We start from the raw sequence: 16,614 nt of genomic DNA on the forward strand, positions 1-16,614 counted from the left end.
GAATGTGCCGGGTCTGACCCGGCACATGAAGGGGCTTATGCCTTATTCTGACGCCACCATTCGGCCAGCAGTACGCCGGTTGCAACGGATACGTTCAGACTTTCCACATTGCCTGTCCCATCAATAGAGACGCTCAGATCCGCACTGGAGAGCGCCGCATCAGACAGACCATCGCGTTCCTGACCCAGCACCAGCACCATTTTGCGTGGCAGCGTCGCTTTAAACAGCGGCGTACCGGCATGGCTCGAGGTGGTCACGATGGAATAACCCGCTTTACGGAACTGCTCAAGGGCATCCAGCACGCTGTCGCCGGTGATCGGCTGTACGTGTTCAGCTCCGCCTTCCGCAGTACGGATCGCGGCACCGGATTCCAGCAGCGCGGCATCCTGCAACAGCACGCCTTTCACGCCAAAGTGCGCGCAGCTGCGCATCATTGCGCCCAGGTTATGCGGGTTGCCCACGTCTTCCAGCGCCAGTACGCAGTCATCGGCATCCGCCTGACTGACCCACTGCTGAACGGTCGTACCGTTACGTTTTTTGATCAGGAAGCAGACGCCGCCGTGGTGTTCGGTACCGGATGCTTTGGTCAGCTCGGCATCATCAACCACGTGGTAGGCTTTGCGGTTTGCCGCCATCCAGCGCAGCGCTTCTTTAAAGCGCGGGGTTACGCTCTGAATAAACCAGGCGCGGACGATACATTCAGGACGGCTCTGGAACAGCGCCTGGCAGGCGTTTTCACCATACACGCGAGTCTCTTCCGCACGCTGACGGCGCAGCACTTCCGGGTCGATAAAGCTTTTACCGCTAATACCGCCGTGATCGGCCTTTTCTGGCGTTTCGTCGCCAGGGGCGCGAGAAACGGTGCGCCACGGGGAGGCGTTATCACGTGAGAAGTCATCCCGCGGACGGTCATCGCGTTTGCGATCGTCACGCTTGCGGTCATCACGTTTGCGGTCATCACCGCGGTTGTTTCTGTCATCGCGGGCGGGGCGACGGCCACCGTCTGCACGAGAAGACGCCGGACGCCCGCCACCTTTTCCGGTACGCGGATTTTGGGTGCGTTTATCAGAGTCATCATCACTGCGGACATACATCACTTTGACCTTGCCGCTTTTATTTTTCATTTCGTCGTTCATGCTTTTCTCCACCAGCGCTGCGCGAAGCGCGCAGATTACCCGATGTGCCAGCGCATAGCCATAATTTCGTACAAAAGCCTGTGACTATTGTTCTCATTGAATAAAACGCATTGTTGTTTCAAACAGGCTCATTGATAATATGTAACATATTAGAAACATTATCGGCATTTTGCCGCTGTCCCACGGCTCTATCAGAGGTTAGTTATGAATACCGTATGTGCCAACTGTCAGGCTCTTAACCGCATTCCGGACGATCGGATTGAAGATGGTGCGAAATGCGGACGCTGCGGCCATGAATTGTTTGATGGCGAGGTCATTAACGCGACGGGTGCTACGCTGGACAAACTCCTCAAGGACGATCTTCCTGTCGTGGTTGATTTCTGGGCTCCCTGGTGCGGCCCATGCCGGAGCTTCGCGCCGATCTTCGAAGACGTGGCCGAAGAGCGCAGCGGAAAAATACGTTTCGTTAAGGTCAATACTGAGGCTGAACCCGAACTGAGCGCCCGTTTTCGCATTCGCAGCATCCCGACCATTATGATTTTCAAAAATGGTGAAGTGCTCGATATGCTCAACGGTGCGGTGCCTAAAGCGCCTTTTGAAAGCTGGTTAAACGAGTCGCTGTAACATTCTCGGGGCACATCTTGTGCCCCGTTCTCGCCTCTGCGAAAATAGGGTTTTTCCTGCATTTCGCCCATGACTGATAACGCTGTTCTCCAATTACGCGCCGAACGCCTTGCGCGCGCTACCCGCCCCTTCCTCGCGCGCGGAAACCGTATTCGCCGCTGTCAGCGCTGCCTGCTGCCGCTGAAGGTTTGCCTGTGCGAGACGCTGGCGCCGAGTACGGCCCAGAGCCGTTTTTGTCTGGTCATGTTTGATACCGAGCCGATGAAGCCCAGTAATACAGGTCGCCTCATTGCCGATATTCTGCCGGATACCGCGGCATTTCAGTGGTCCCGTACGGAGCCCCCTCAGGCGCTGCTCGACTTAGTGGCAAGCCCGGACTATCAGCCGATGGTCGTTTTCCCTGCATCATATGCAGGTGTCGATCGCCAGGTGCTTTCGACGCCGCCATCCGGTAAACCGCCGTTGTTTATTATGCTGGACGGCACCTGGACCGAAGCGCGAAAAATGTTTCGTAAAAGCCCGTATCTCGACGCACTGCCGGTGATTTCTGTCGATCTGTCCCGCGTCTCCGCCTATCGCCTGCGTGAAGCGCATGCTGACGGGCAATACTGCACCGCCGAAGTGGCCATTGCGCTTCTGGACCTGGCGGGTGATACCGCTGCGGCTCACGCCCTGGGCAACCATTTCTCCTGTTTCCGGGAACGCTATCTGGCGGGAAAAACCGTTCATAAGGGCAGCGTCACAGCAGCCGAGACGGAAAGCGTTTAAAATCATCAGGTCGCTTGCATTCACAGGAGGCCTGCATGAGCCAGCGAGGGTTAGAAGCGCTACTTCGTCCTAAATCCATTGCCGTCATCGGCGCATCAATGAAACCGGATCGTGCTGGCTATCTGATGATGCGCAACCTGCTGGCCGGGGGATTTAATGGCCCCGTCATGCCCGTCACACCGGCGTATAAAGCCGTTCAGGGGGTGCTTGCATGGCCTGATGTACAGAGCCTGCCTTTCGTACCGGATCTGGCCGTACTGTGTACAAACGCAAAACGTAATCCGGAACTGCTGGAATCGCTCGGCAAGAAAGGTTGTAAAACCTGCATTATTCTCTCGTCTCCGCCTGAACAGAAAGCCGAGCTTCTGGCCTGCGCCAGCCGCTATCAAATGCGCATTCTTGGGCCAAACAGTCTGGGCCTGCTCGCCCCCTGGCAGGGTCTGAATGCCAGCTTCTCTCCGGTTCCAATCCGCAAAGGCAAGCTCGCTTTTATCTCGCAGTCGGCTGCGGTATCGAACACCATTCTCGACTGGGCGCAGCAGCGTGAAATGGGATTCTCCTACTTCATTGCGCTCGGTGACAGCCTGGATATCGACGTTGATGAGCTGCTGGATTTTCTGGCGCGCGACGGCAAAACCAGTGCGATCCTGCTTTATCTTGAACACCTCAGCGACGCGCGTCGTTTTGTCTCGGCGTCGCGAAGCGCGTCGCGCAATAAGCCGATCCTGGTGATCAAAAGCGGACGCAGCCCTGCGGCACAGCGTCTGCTGCATTCGCATTCCGGCATGGATCCCGCCTGGGACGCCGCCATTCAGCGCGCGGGTTTGCTGCGGGTACAGGATACGCACGAGCTTTTTTCCGCCGTTGAGACGTTAAGCCATATGCGCCCGTTGCGCGGCGAGAAGTTAATGATTGTCAGTAACGGCGCCGCCCCTGCCGCACTCGCCCTGGATGAGCTGTGGCGGCGCTTCGGCAAGCTGGCCACGCCGAGTGAAGAGACGCTGCAGCGCCTGAAAGACGCGCTTCCGACCAGCGTGACGCCCGGCAATCCGCTTGATTTGCGCGATGATGCCAGCAGCGAGCGCTATATCAAGGCCATTTCCATTTTGCTGGATAGCCAGGATTTCGATGCGCTGATGATTATCCACTCCCCCAGCGCGGTCGCGCCGGGCAGCGAAAGCGCGCGTGCGCTCATTGAGGCGGTGCGCAACCATCCGCGAGGCAAATATGTCACCCTGCTGACCAACTGGTGCGGAGAGTTTTCTTCGCAGGAGGCGCGACGTCTGTTCAGCGAAGCCGGACTGCCAACCTACCGCACGCCGGAAGGCACCATTACCGCGTTTATGCATATGGTGGAATATCGCCGCAACCAGAAACAGCTCCGCGAGACGCCGGCGTTGCCCGGAAATCTGACGGCCAATACCGTCGACGTTCACCGGCTGTTGCAGCAGGCAATCGAAGAAGGCGCAACGTCACTGGATACGCATGAAGTCCAGCCCATTCTGGGCAGCTACGGGATGCAGACCCTGCCGACCTGGATCGCCAGCGACAGCGCTGAGGCCGTGCATATTGCCGAGCAGATTGGCTATCCGGTTGCCCTGAAGCTGCGCTCCCCGGATATCCCGCATAAGTCTGACGTTCAGGGGGTGATGCTCTACCTGCGAACGGCGACTGAGGTGCAGCAGGCCGCAGATGCCATTTTTGACCGGGTCAAAATGGCCTGGCCACAGGCCAGGATCCACGGCTTGCTGGTGCAAAGCATGGCTAACCGCGCAGGCGCTCAGGAGTTACGGGTGGTGGTCGAACACGATCCCGTCTTCGGCCCGCTCATCATGCTGGGTGAAGGCGGCGTGGAGTGGCGCCCGGAGGAACAGGCCGTGGTGGCGTTACCGCCGCTGAACATGAACCTGGCACGTTATCTGATTATCCAGGCGATCAAAAGCAAAAAGATCCGCGGCCGGAGCGCGCTGCGTCCGCTTGATATTGCCGGGCTAAGTCAGTTCCTGGTGCAGGTCTCTAACCTGATTGTGGATTGTGCCGAGATCCAGCGGCTAGACATTCATCCGCTGCTTGCCTCCGGCAATGAGTTTACGGCGCTGGACGTGACCCTGGATATCGCGCCATTCGAAGGAGACAGAGAGAGCCGTCTTGCGATCCGCCCGTATCCCCTGCAGCTGGAGGAGTGGGTTGAGATGAAAAATGGGGAACGCGCCCTGTTCCGCCCTATTCTGCCGGAAGATGAGCCCCAGCTGCGGGCCTTTATCTCTCAGGTCACGAAAGAGGATCTTTATTATCGCTATTTTAGCGAAATCAACGAATTTACCCACGATGATTTAGCCAATATGACCCAGATCGACTACGATCGAGAAATGGCGTTTGTTGCCGTTCGTCGCGCCGATAAGGGTGATGAGATCCTAGGCGTCACGCGTGCGATTTCTGACCCGGATAACGTCGATGCGGAGTTTGCCGTGCTGGTACGCTCCGATCTTAAAGGTCTGGGCCTGGGAAGACGACTGCTGGAAAAACTCATCAGTTATACGCGAGATCACGGATTGTTACGCCTTAATGGCATTACTATGCCTAACAATCGCGGTATGGTGACCCTGGCGCGAAAACTTGGTTTTGACGTTGATATTCAGCTGGACGAAGGTATTGTTGCCTTGTCCCTCAGTCTGTCATCAGCAGACAAACGCGAGTAAGCTACTGGAAATGTTACCCACTTTGGACGGGACTGGTGGTATCATTGTCCGCTTATGTTGTTTGCATAGTACAGACAACCCTTCAATGAACAGAGAAGAAACGCACTGTGATGTTGTCAAAATTTAAGCGTAATAAACATCAACAACACCTTGCTCAACTACCGAAGATTTCTCAGTCAGTTGATGATGTAGAGTTCTTTTACGCTCCCGCTCATTTTCGGGAGACGCTTCTGGAAAAGATTGCCAGCGCCACGCGACGCATTTGCATTGTGGCACTGTATCTTGAACAGGATGAAGGCGGGCGCGCGATCCTGAACGCGCTCTATGAAGCCAAACGTCAGCGTCCGGAACTGGATGTACGCGTGCTGGTAGACTGGCATCGCGCCCAGCGTGGCCGTATTGGCGCTGCCGCGTCAAACACCAATGCTGACTGGTATTGCCGCACGGCGCAGGAAAATCCTGGCGTTGACGTGCCTGTTTATGGCGTCCCGGTGAATACCCGTGAAGCGCTCGGCGTTCTTCATTTCAAGGGGTTCATCATTGATGACAGCGTGCTTTACAGCGGCGCCAGCCTTAATGATGTCTACCTTCATCAGCTCGATAAATATCGCTACGACCGCTACCATCTGATCCGTAATCCGCAGATGGCCGATATCATGTTCAACTGGGTTGATAAAAATCTGGTTCATGGCCGTGGCGTTAATCGTCTTGACGATCCCGAGCGCCCTAAAAGTCCGGAAATCAAAAATGATGTTCGCGCCTTCCGCCAGGAGCTGCGCGATGCGGTCTATCATTTCCAGGGCGATGCGAACAACGAAGAGTTATCCGTTACCCCGCTGGTAGGGCTCGGCAAATCAAGCCTGCTGAACAAAACGATTTTCCATCTGATGCCATGCGCGGAGCAGAAACTCACTATCTGCACGCCGTATTTCAACCTTCCTGCCGTGCTGGTGCGTAATATCATTCAGCTGCTGCGCGAGGGTAAAAAAGTGGAAATCATCGTGGGTGATAAAACGGCAAACGACTTCTTTATTCCCGAAGATCAGCCGTTCAAAATCATCGGTGCATTGCCTTATCTCTATGAGATTAACCTTCGCCGTTTCCTGAGCCGCTTACAGTATTACGTCAACACTGACCAGCTGGTTGTGCGTCTCTGGAAAGATGAAGACAATAGTTACCATCTGAAAGGCATGTGGGTCGACGATGAGTGGATGCTGCTGACCGGTAACAACCTGAACCCGCGCGCGTGGCGACTGGATCTGGAAAACGCTATCCTGATCCATGATCCGCAGCATGAGTTAGCCGCCCAACGTGAACGCGAGCTGGAGCTGATTCGCACCCATACAACCGTGGTGAATCACTACCGCGAACTGCAGAGCATTGCCGATTATCCGGTGAAAGTTCGCAAGCTTATTCGCCGCTTACGTCGTATCCGTATCGACCGACTTATCAGCCGTATTCTGTAATATCCAGGCCCTGTCACCCGCAGGGCTTTTTTATGGGGCCCGTTGATGCGTATTCCTTTGTTACTGAGTGTCATTTTCCTGAGTGGCTGTAGCCATATGGCCAACGATAGCTGGTCCGGACAGGATAAAGCACAGCATTTTCTCGCCTCCGCGATGTTGTCCGCAGCCGGTAATGAATATGCCCAGCATCAGGGATACAGCCGGGATCGTAGCGCAGCGATCGGGCTGATGTTCTCAGTAAGTCTTGGGGCATCAAAAGAACTGTGGGATAGCCGCCCCGCAGGGAGCGGCTGGAGCTGGAAAGATTTCGCCTGGGATGTTGCTGGTGCAACGACCGGCTATGCCGTATGGCAGATGGCGCGGTATTAAAGTCGAATGCCTTTCCCTTTGCGATGCAGCATCAGGGAGACAACAAACGCCAGTGCCCCCATTCCCGTTACGTACCAGAAGAATGTCGTTTCGCTTCCCCATGATTTAAGCGACAGCGCTACGTACTCCGCCGATCCGCCAAACACCGCGTTGGCGACCGCATAAGAGAGCCCTACCCCTAACGCACGGACCTGCGCCGGGAACATCTCGGCTTTCAGTATCCCGCTGATGGAGGTGTAGAAACTGACAATCACCATCGCCACCATCACCAGCGCAAAGGCAGCATACGGTGAAGAGACATGCTGAAGCGCAGTCAGAATGGGGACGGTACATAATGCCGACAATCCGCCAAAAATGAGCATCGACGTACGTCGGCCAATTTTATCCGAGAGCGCGCCGACGATCGGCTGTATGAGCATAAAGACAAACAGCGCCACGGTCATGACCACGCTGGCGACGTTTGCGTGCATGCCGGTGGTGTTTACCAGGTATTTTTGCATATAGGTGGTGAACGTATAAAAACTGAGAGAGCCGCCGGCAGTGAAGCCCAGCACCATCAGGAAAGCTTTACGGTTACGCCATAACCCTTTGAATGTTCCCGCCTCCTTCAGCATCCTGACCTCTTTCTGAGAGGTTTCATCTAGCTGACGGCGTAGCCAAAGTGCAACGACCGCCAGTACAGCGCCCATTGCGAAAGGGATCCGCCATCCCCAGGCGTGAAGTTGTTCGTCCGTCAGAATTTGCTGCAGGATCACCACCACAAGAATGGCCAGCAGTTGACCGCCAATCAGCGTGACGTACTGGAATGAGGCGTAAAAACCTTTACGGCCTTCCAGTGCAATTTCACTCATGTAGGTTGCACTGGTACCGTATTCACCGCCCACCGATAATCCCTGGAATAAGCGGGCCAGCAAAAGTAGTGCCGGTGCCCAGGTACCAATCGATGCATATCCCGGTAAACAGGCGATCACCAGCGAGCCAAAGCACATCATGCACACCGAGATCAGCATAGAGGCCTTACGCCCGCGACGATCCGCAATACGGCCGAACAGCCAACCCCCGATGGGTCGCATCAAGAAGCCTGCGGCGAAGACTCCTGCCGTTTGTAGCAGCTGCGTGGTGGTGTTGCCGGAGGGGAAGAAAATATGTGCAAAGTAGAGTGAACAGAATGAGTAGACGTAAAAGTCGAACCATTCAACCAGATTCCCTGAAGAGGCGCTGATGATTGCCCATACCCTTCTTCGGGTATCACTGTGAGCCAGCGTCCCGTTTGATGTCATGCTTTCTGTCATTGTGATTATGCTCCTGCCATAAACTGCGGCGTATTGAGCCTGGAGACTCAATAACCTCGTAAATGAAATGTTATAATTTTGTTATAAATCACATTGAGACAGAGATCACACATTCCATTAGCAGGATAAGGGATTAAGACAAAAGCCAGAGTGGGAAAACAAAAGCAAAAAACCCCGCACCTTCCGGTACGGGGTTCTTCTTAATTGATGCCTGGCAGTTCCCTACTCTCACATGGGGAGACCCCACACTACCATCGGCGCTACGGCGTTTCACTTCTGAGTTCGGCATGGGGTCAGGTGGGACCACCGCGCTAAAGCCGCCAGGCAAATTCTGTTAATCTGTATCAGGCTGAAAATCGTGTCTGTCTCTTCGCCGAAACAGCTTCGGCGTTGTAAGGTTAAGCCTCACGGTTCATTAGTATCGGTTAGCTCAACGCATCGCTGCGCTTACACACCCGACCTATCAACGTCGTCGTCTTCAACGTTCCTTCAGGAGACTTAAAGTCTCAGGGAGAACTCATCTCGGGGCAAGTTTCGTGCTTAGATGCTTTCAGCACTTATCTTTTCCGCATTTAGCTACCGGGCAGTGCCATTGGCATGACAACCCGAACACCAGTGATGCGTCCACTCCGGTCCTCTCGTACTAGGAGCAGCCCCCCTCAATTCTCCAGCGCCCACGGCAGATAGGGACCGAACTGTCTCACGACGTTCTAAACCCAGCTCGCGTACCACTTTAAATGGCGAACAGCCATACCCTTGGGACCTACTTCAGCCCCAGGATGTGATGAGCCGACATCGAGGTGCCAAACACCGCCGTCGATATGAACTCTTGGGCGGTATCAGCCTGTTATCCCCGGAGTACCTTTTATCCGTTGAGCGATGGCCCTTCCATTCAGAACCACCGGATCACTATGACCTGCTTTCGCACCTGCTCGAGCCGTCACTCTCGCAGTCAAGCTAGCTTATGCCATTGCACTAACCTCCTGATGTCCGACCAGGATTAGCTAACCTTCGTGCTCCTCCGTTACTCTTTGGGAGGAGACCGCCCCAGTCAAACTACCCACCAGACACTGTCCGCAACCCGGATTACGGGTCTACGTTAGAACACCAGCCATTAAAGGGTGGTATTTCAAGGACGGCTCCACGCAGACTGGCGTCCACGCTTCAAAGCCTCCCACCTATCCTACACATCAAGGACCAGTGTTCAGTGTCAAGCTATAGTAAAGGTTCACGGGGTCTTTCCGTCTTGCCGCGGGTACACTGCATCTTCACAGCGAGTTCAATTTCACTGAGTCTCGGGTGGAGACAGCCTGGCCATCATTACGCCATTCGTGCAGGTCGGAACTTACCCGACAAGGAATTTCGCTACCTTAGGACCGTTATAGTTACGGCCGCCGTTTACCGGGGCTTCGATCAAGAGCTTCGCGTTGCCGCTAACCCCATCAATTAACCTTCCGGCACCGGGCAGGCGTCACACCGTATACGTCCACTTTCGTGTTTGCACAGTGCTGTGTTTTTAATAAACAGTTGCAGCCAGCTGGTATCTTCGACTGATTTCAGCTCCACCCGCAGGGGCTTCACCTACATATCAGCGTGCCTTCTCCCGAAGTTACGGCACCATTTTGCCTAGTTCCTTCACCCGAGTTCTCTCAAGCGCCTTAGTATTCTCTACCTGACCACCTGTGTCGGTTTGGGGTACGATTTGATGTTACCTGATGCTTAGAGGCTTTTCCTGGAAGCAGGGCATTTGTTACTTCAGCACCGTAGTGCCTCGTCATCACACCTCAGCGTTAATAAGGTACCGGATTTACCTGGAACCTCCGCCTACATGCTTAAACCGGGACAACCGTCGCCCGGCTAACATAGCCTTCTCCGTCCCCCCTTCGCAGTAACACCAAGTACAGGAATATTAACCTGTTTCCCATCGACTACGCCTTTCGGCCTCGCCTTAGGGGTCGACTCACCCTGCCCCGATTAACGTTGGACAGGAACCCTTGGTCTTCCGGCGAGCGGGCTTTTCACCCGCTTTATCGTTACTTATGTCAGCATTCGCACTTCTGATACCTCCAGCATGCCTCACAGCACACCTTCAACGGCTTACAGAACGCTCCCCTACCCAACAACACATAGTGTCGCTGCCGCAGCTTCGGTGCATGGTTTAGCCCCGTTACATCTTCCGCGCAGGCCGACTCGACCAGTGAGCTATTACGCTTTCTTTAAATGATGGCTGCTTCTAAGCCAACATCCTGGCTGTCTGTGCCTTCCCACATCGTTTCCCACTTAACCATGACTTTGGGACCTTAGCTGGCGGTCTGGGTTGTTTCCCTCTTCACGACGGACGTTAGCACCCGCCGTGTGTCTCCCGTGATAACATTCTTCGGTATTCGTAGTTTGCATCGGGTTGGTAAGCCGGGATGGCCCCCTAGCCGAAACAGTGCTCTACCCCCGAAGATGAGTTCACGAGGCGCTACCTAAATAGCTTTCGGGGAGAACCAGCTATCTCCCGGTTTGATTGGCCTTTCACCCCCAGCCACAAGTCATCCGCTAATTTTTCAACATTAGTCGGTTCGGTCCTCCAGTTAGTGTTACCCAACCTTCAACCTGCCCATGGCTAGATCACCGGGTTTCGGGTCTATACCCTGCAACTTAACGCCCAGTTAAGACTCGGTTTCCCTTCGGCTCCCCTATACGGTTAACCTTGCTACAGAATATAAGTCGCTGACCCATTATACAAAAGGTACGCAGTCACACCACGAAGGTGCTCCCACTGCTTGTACGTACACGGTTTCAGGTTCTTTTTCACTCCCCTCGCCGGGGTTCTTTTCGCCTTTCCCTCACGGTACTGGTTCACTATCGGTCAGTCAGGAGTATTTAGCCTTGGAGGATGGTCCCCCCATATTCAGACAGGATACCACGTGTCCCGCCCTACTCTTCGAGTTCACAACCTGTGTGCTTTCGTGTACGGGACTGTCACCCTGTACCGTGCGACTTTCCAGACGCTTCCACTAACACACAAGCTGATTCAGACTCTGGGCTGCTCCCCGTTCGCTCGCCGCTACTGGGGGAATCTCGGTTGATTTCTTTTCCTCGGGGTACTTAGATGTTTCAGTTCCCCCGGTTCGCCTCGTTAACCTATGTATTCAGTTAACGATAGTGCAACGAATTGCACTGGGTTTCCCCATTCGGACATCGCCGGGTCAAAGGTTCATATCACCTCGCCGGCGCTTTTCGCAGATTAGCACGTCCTTCATCGCCTCTGACTGCCAGGGCATCCACCGTGTACGCTTAGTCGCTTAACCTCACAACCCGAAGATGTTTCACTTCTGATTGCGAAAATTTGAGAGACTCGAACACACCATTAAAGATGTGTCGTTTCAATTTTCAGCTTGATCCAGATTTTTAAAGAGCAAATATCTCAAACGTGACTCGTAAGTCAGTTTTGAGATATGACGGCAGGTGACTTTCACTCACGAACCAGCAAGTGGCGTCCCCTAGGGGATTCGAACCCCTGTTACCGCCGTGAAAGGGCGGTGTCCTGGGCCTCTAGACGAAGGGGACACTGAAGTCTCAATCGCAAGACGCCTTGCTATTTACTTTTCATCAGACAATCTGTGTGAGCACTGCAAAGGCAGGTTCTTTAAGGTAAGGAGGTGATCCAACCGCAGGTTCCCCTACGGTTACCTTGTTACGACTTCACCCCAGTCATGAATCACAAAGTGGTAAGCGCCCTCCCGAAGGTTAAGCTACCTACTTCTTTTGCAACCCACTCCCATGGTGTGACGGGCGGTGTGTACAAGGCCCGGGAACGTATTCACCGTAGCATTCTGATCTACGATTACTAGCGATTCCGACTTCATGGAGTCGAGTTGCAGACTCCAATCCGGACTACGACGCACTTTATGAGGTCCGCTTGCTCTCGCGAGGTCGCTTCTCTTTGTATGCGCCATTGTAGCACGTGTGTAGCCCTACTCGTAAGGGCCATGATGACTTGACGTCATCCCCACCTTCCTCCAGTTTATCACTGGCAGTCTCCTTTGAGTTCCCGGCCTAACCGCTGGCAACAAAGGATAAGGGTTGCGCTCGTTGCGGGACTTAACCCAACATTTCACAACACGAGCTGACGACAGCCATGCAGCACCTGTCTCAGAGTTCCCGAAGGCACCAATCCATCTCTGGAAAGTTCTCTGGATGTCAAGAGTAGGTAAGGTTCTTCGCGTTGCATCGAATTAAACCACATGCTCCACCGCTTGTGCGGGCCCCCGTCAATTCATTTGAGTTTTAACCTTGCGGCCGTACTCCCCAGGCGGTCGACTTAACGCGTTAGCTCCGGAAGCCACGCCTCAAGGGCACAACCTCCAAGTCGACATCGTTTACGGCGTGGACTACCAGGGTATCTAATCCTGTTTGCTCCCCACGCTTTCGCACCTGAGCGTCAGTCTTTGTCCAGGGGGCCGCCTTCGCCACCGGTATTCCTCCAGATCTCTACGCATTTCACCGCTACACCTGGAATTCTACCCCCCTCTACAAGACTCTAGCCTGCCAGTTTCGAATGCAGTTCCCAGGTTGAGCCCGGGGATTTCACATCCGACTTGACAGACCGCCTGCGTGCGCTTTACGCCCAGTAATTCCGATTAACGCTTGCACCCTCCGTATTACCGCGGCTGCTGGCACGGAGTTAGCCGGTGCTTCTTCTGCGGGTAACGTCAATTGCTGAGGTTATTAACCTCAACACCTTCCTCCCCGCTGAAAGTACTTTACAACCCGAAGGCCTTCTTCATACACGCGGCATGGCTGCATCAGGCTTGCGCCCATTGTGCAATATTCCCCACTGCTGCCTCCCGTAGGAGTCTGGACCGTGTCTCAGTTCCAGTGTGGCTGGTCATCCTCTCAGACCAGCTAGGGATCGTCGCCTAGGTGAGCCGTTACCCCACCTACTAGCTAATCCCATCTGGGCACATCTGATGGCAAGAGGCCCGAAGGTCCCCCTCTTTGGTCTTGCGACGTTATGCGGTATTAGCTACCGTTTCCAGTAGTTATCCCCCTCCATCAGGCAGTTTCCCAGACATTACTCACCCGTCCGCCGCTCGCCGGCAAAGTAGCAAGCTACTTTCCGCTGCCGCTCGACTTGCATGTGTTAGGCCTGCCGCCAGCGTTCAATCTGAGCCATGATCAAACTCTTCAATTTAAGTTTGATGCTCGTGAATTAAACTTCGTAATGAATTACGTATGTTCACTCAGAGACTTGGTATTCATTTATTGTCCGAAGACATTAAGAATCCATGTCACTTTGAGTGCCCACACAGATTGTCTGATAAATTGTTAAAGAGCAGTGCCGCTTCGTTTTCGCTGCGGCGCGGGGTGTGCATATTACGCTCTCCCGCTTCAGAGTCAAGCGTTTATTTTCGCTTTTCTCTGCTGACCCGGCGGCGTGTGTGCCGTTGTTCCGTGTCAGTGGAGGCGCATTATAGGGAGTAATTCTGAACCTGCAAGGATAAAGTGAAATTTATTTACTGACCGCTCACTTTCCAGGCAAAACTAACTCCAGACCTCAATTTTCGCCTGGTTTTTAAACAAAAACGAGCCGCAAGCGGCTCGTTTTTGCGTTTTGTGACTTACTGCACTGCCACAATGCGATCGTCGTTGGCTTCCAGACGGATAACTTTGCCAGGAACCAGCTCCCCGGAGAGGATCTGTTGCGCCAGCGGGTTTTCGATCTGCTGCTGGATAGCGCGTTTCAATGGACGCGCACCGTACACCGGATCGTAACCATTCTTACTCAGCAGCTTCAGCGCATCGTCGGAGATGTGAATTTCATATCCACGCTCTTCCAGACGTTTGTACAGACGCTGCAGCTGGATCTGCGCAATCGACGCAATGTGTTTCTCACCCAGAGGATGGAATACCACCACTTCATCAATACGGTTGATGAACTCCGGACGGAAGTTATGGCTTACTACACCCAGCACCAAATCCTTCATATGGCTGTAGTCCAGTTCACCGAAACGTTCCTGAATCAAATCGGAACCCAGGTTCGAGGTCATAATGACAACCGTATTACGGAAGTCGACCGTTCTCCCCTGCCCGTCGGTCAGACGACCATCGTCCAGCACCTGAAGCAGGATGTTGAACACATCCGGATGCGCTTTTTCCACCTCATCCAGCAGGATGACGGAATAAGGACGACGACGCACCGCTTCTGTCAGATACCCACCTTCTTCATAACCCACATATCCTGGAGGCGCCCCGACCAGACGCGAGACGGAGTGTTTCTCCATAAACTCGGACATGTCGATACGCACCATCGCATCGTCGCTGTCGAACATAAAGTTAGCCAGCGCTTTGCACAGCTCGGTTTTACCGACACCGGTCGGCCCCAGGAACAGGAACGAACCAATCGGGCGGTTCGGATCGGACAGCCCTGCACGGCTACGACGAATAGCATTCGATACCGCTTCAACCGCTTCATTTTGACCAATCACACGATTGTGGAGATCGTTCTCCATGCGCAGCAGTTTTTCACGCTCGCCTTCCAGCATGCGCGCCACGGGAATACCGGTCCAGCGTGCCAGGACTTCCGCGATCTCGGCATCCGTCACTTTATTACGCAACAGACGCATCGTTTTACCTTCTGACTGCGTCGCGATCTCAAGCTGTTTTTCCAGCTCAGGAATTTTGCCGTACTGCAGCTCAGACATTCGCGCCAGGTCACCCACGCGTCGCGCCTGCTCAATGGCAATTTTTGCCTGTTCGAGTTCAGCTTTAATAGTCTGCGTACCGGAAAGGGAGGCTTTCTCGGCTTTCCACTCTTCTTCCAGCTCAGAATACTGGCGCTCTTTATCGTCCAGTTCTTCATTGAGCATATCGAGGCGTTTCTTACTGGCTTCATCAGACTCTTTCTTCAGCGCCTGCTGTTCCAGCTTGAGCTGAATGATGCGTCGGTCGAGTCGGTCCAGTTCTTCCGGCTTCGAGTCAATCTGCATACGAATGCTCGACGCCGCTTCATCAATCAGGTCGATCGCTTTATCCGGCAGCTGACGGTCAGCAATATAACGATGCGAAAGCGTCGCCGCCGCAACGATCGCCGGGTCAGTGATCTGCACATGGTGGTGCAGTTCATAGCGCTCTTTCAGACCACGCAGGATGGCGATGGTATCTTCAACGCTTGGCTCGGCAACAAACACTTTCTGGAAACGACGTTCCAGCGCAGCATCTTTCTCAATGTACTGACGGTACTCATCCAGCGTGGTGGCACCGACGCAGTGAAGTTCACCGCGCGCCAGCGCAGGTTTCAGCATGTTCCCGGCATCCATCGCGCCGTCTGCCTTACCGGCACCGACCATCGTGTGCAGCTCATCGATAAACAGGATAACGTTGCCTTCCTGCTTCGCCAGGTCGTTAAGCACGCCTTTAAGGCGCTCTTCGAACTCGCCGCGGTATTTCGCACCGGCCACCAGCGCGCCCATGTCCAGCGCCAGTACGCGGCGGCCTTTCAGACCTTCCGGCACTTCACCGTTCACAATACGCTGCGCCAGCCCTTCAACGATGGCGGTTTTACCGACCCCCGGTTCACCTATCAGTACCGGGTTGTTCTTGGTACGACGCTGCAGTACCTGAATGGTACGGCGGATTTCTTCATCACGGCCGATCACCGGGTCAAGTTTGCCCTGTTCAGCACGCTCGGTCAGATCGACCGTAAATTTCTTCAAAGCCTGACGTTGGTCTTCGGCTCCCTGATCGTTCACGCTTTCACCTCCGCGCATATTCTCAATCGCCTGAGTCACATTGGCGGTGGTCGCACCGGCAGATTTCAGCAGGTCGGTCAAGGTACCGCGTGATTCAAGCGCCGCCAGAACAAACAGCTCTGACGAAATAAAATTGTCCCCACGTTTTTGCGCCAGCTTGTCGCAAAGGTTCAGGACGCGCACCAGATCCTGCGACGGCTGAACGTCGCCGCCGGTCCCTTCGACCTGCGGTAAACGGCTCAGCGCCTGATCGATAGCGGTGCGTAACTGGCCAGCATTAATGCCAGCGGACGTTAATAAAGGACGTACCGATCCCCCTTCCTGATTCAGCAAGGCGCTCATTAAATGAAGAGGTTCGATAAATTGGTTGTCGTGCCCCAGTGCGAGGGACTGGGCATCGGCGAGAGCAAGCTGGAATTTATTAGTAAGACGATCCAGACGCATAACTCCTCCCATAACAGGTCAAATTTGCTACTGGAGATTAAATGAGGTCATCCCTCAATTATTCAAGGTTAATG

At 54.2% G+C, this 16,614-nt stretch carries 8 protein-coding genes, 1 tRNA gene and 3 rRNA genes; 5 read left to right on the forward strand and 7 right to left on the reverse strand.

Going from position 1 to position 16,614, the window contains the following annotated elements:
• Positions 1–35: 35 nt before the first annotated feature.
• Entirely contained in the window at positions 36–1,136 is a 1,101-nt protein-coding gene (locus ACMGGQ_RS15530; RefSeq protein WP_008502192.1) for a tRNA/rRNA methyltransferase, read from the reverse strand.
• A gap of 204 nt (positions 1,137–1,340) precedes the next feature.
• Between ACMGGQ_RS15530 and trxC the strand changes: the two genes are divergently transcribed.
• From trxC to ACMGGQ_RS15555, 5 genes are all read left to right on the forward strand, one after another.
• Entirely contained in the window at positions 1,341–1,760 is a 420-nt protein-coding gene (trxC, locus tag ACMGGQ_RS15535) for a thioredoxin TrxC (RefSeq protein ID WP_045908528.1), read from the forward strand.
• Between the two features lie 69 nt (positions 1,761–1,829).
• Positions 1,830–2,528: a tRNA-uridine aminocarboxypropyltransferase gene (gene tapT / locus ACMGGQ_RS15540; RefSeq protein ID WP_063622284.1), complete on the forward strand. Its 699-nt coding sequence runs from the start codon at positions 1,830–1,832 to the stop codon at positions 2,526–2,528.
• A gap of 35 nt (positions 2,529–2,563) precedes the next feature.
• Positions 2,564–5,227, forward strand: a complete 2,664-nt coding sequence (locus ACMGGQ_RS15545; RefSeq protein WP_196346716.1) for a bifunctional acetate--CoA ligase family protein/GNAT family N-acetyltransferase — start codon at positions 2,564–2,566, stop codon at positions 5,225–5,227.
• 110 nt (positions 5,228–5,337) lie between these two features.
• Entirely contained in the window at positions 5,338–6,693 is a 1,356-nt protein-coding gene (gene pssA, locus ACMGGQ_RS15550) for a CDP-diacylglycerol--serine O-phosphatidyltransferase (RefSeq protein WP_023294337.1), read from the forward strand.
• 45 nt (positions 6,694–6,738) lie between these two features.
• Complete coding sequence (locus ACMGGQ_RS15555; protein WP_045908525.1) at positions 6,739–7,062, forward strand: YfiM family lipoprotein; 324 nt, start codon at positions 6,739–6,741, stop codon at positions 7,060–7,062.
• On the opposite strand, the gene ACMGGQ_RS15560 is transcribed toward ACMGGQ_RS15555, so the two are convergent.
• The 6 genes from ACMGGQ_RS15560 to clpB form a co-directional block, all read right to left on the reverse strand.
• Complete coding sequence (locus ACMGGQ_RS15560) at positions 7,059–8,354, reverse strand: MFS transporter (RefSeq protein ID WP_045908524.1); 1,296 nt, start codon at positions 8,352–8,354, stop codon at positions 7,059–7,061. The genes ACMGGQ_RS15555 and ACMGGQ_RS15560 overlap by 4 nt on opposite strands.
• Positions 8,355–8,563: 209 nt before the next feature.
• Positions 8,564–8,679 (reverse strand): 5S ribosomal RNA (rrf, locus tag ACMGGQ_RS15565).
• A 69-nt stretch (positions 8,680–8,748) separates the two neighbouring features.
• Positions 8,749–11,653 (reverse strand): 23S ribosomal RNA (locus ACMGGQ_RS15570).
• Between the two features lie 183 nt (positions 11,654–11,836).
• A tRNA-Glu gene (locus ACMGGQ_RS15575) sits at positions 11,837–11,912 on the reverse strand.
• Positions 11,913–11,997: 85 nt separating this feature from the next.
• Positions 11,998–13,539, reverse strand: a 16S ribosomal RNA gene (locus ACMGGQ_RS15580).
• Together the 16S, 23S and 5S rRNA genes with 1 tRNA gene alongside form the textbook arrangement of a ribosomal RNA operon.
• A gap of 427 nt (positions 13,540–13,966) precedes the next feature.
• Complete coding sequence (gene clpB / locus ACMGGQ_RS15585; RefSeq protein WP_045909253.1) at positions 13,967–16,540, reverse strand: ATP-dependent chaperone ClpB; 2,574 nt, start codon at positions 16,538–16,540, stop codon at positions 13,967–13,969.
• Positions 16,541–16,614: the final 74 nt, after the last annotated feature.

Origin of the sequence: Enterobacter sp. BNK-13 (assembly GCF_048685015.1) — a bacterium.
Lineage (GTDB): Bacteria > Pseudomonadota > Gammaproteobacteria > Enterobacterales > Enterobacteriaceae > Enterobacter > Enterobacter quasiroggenkampii.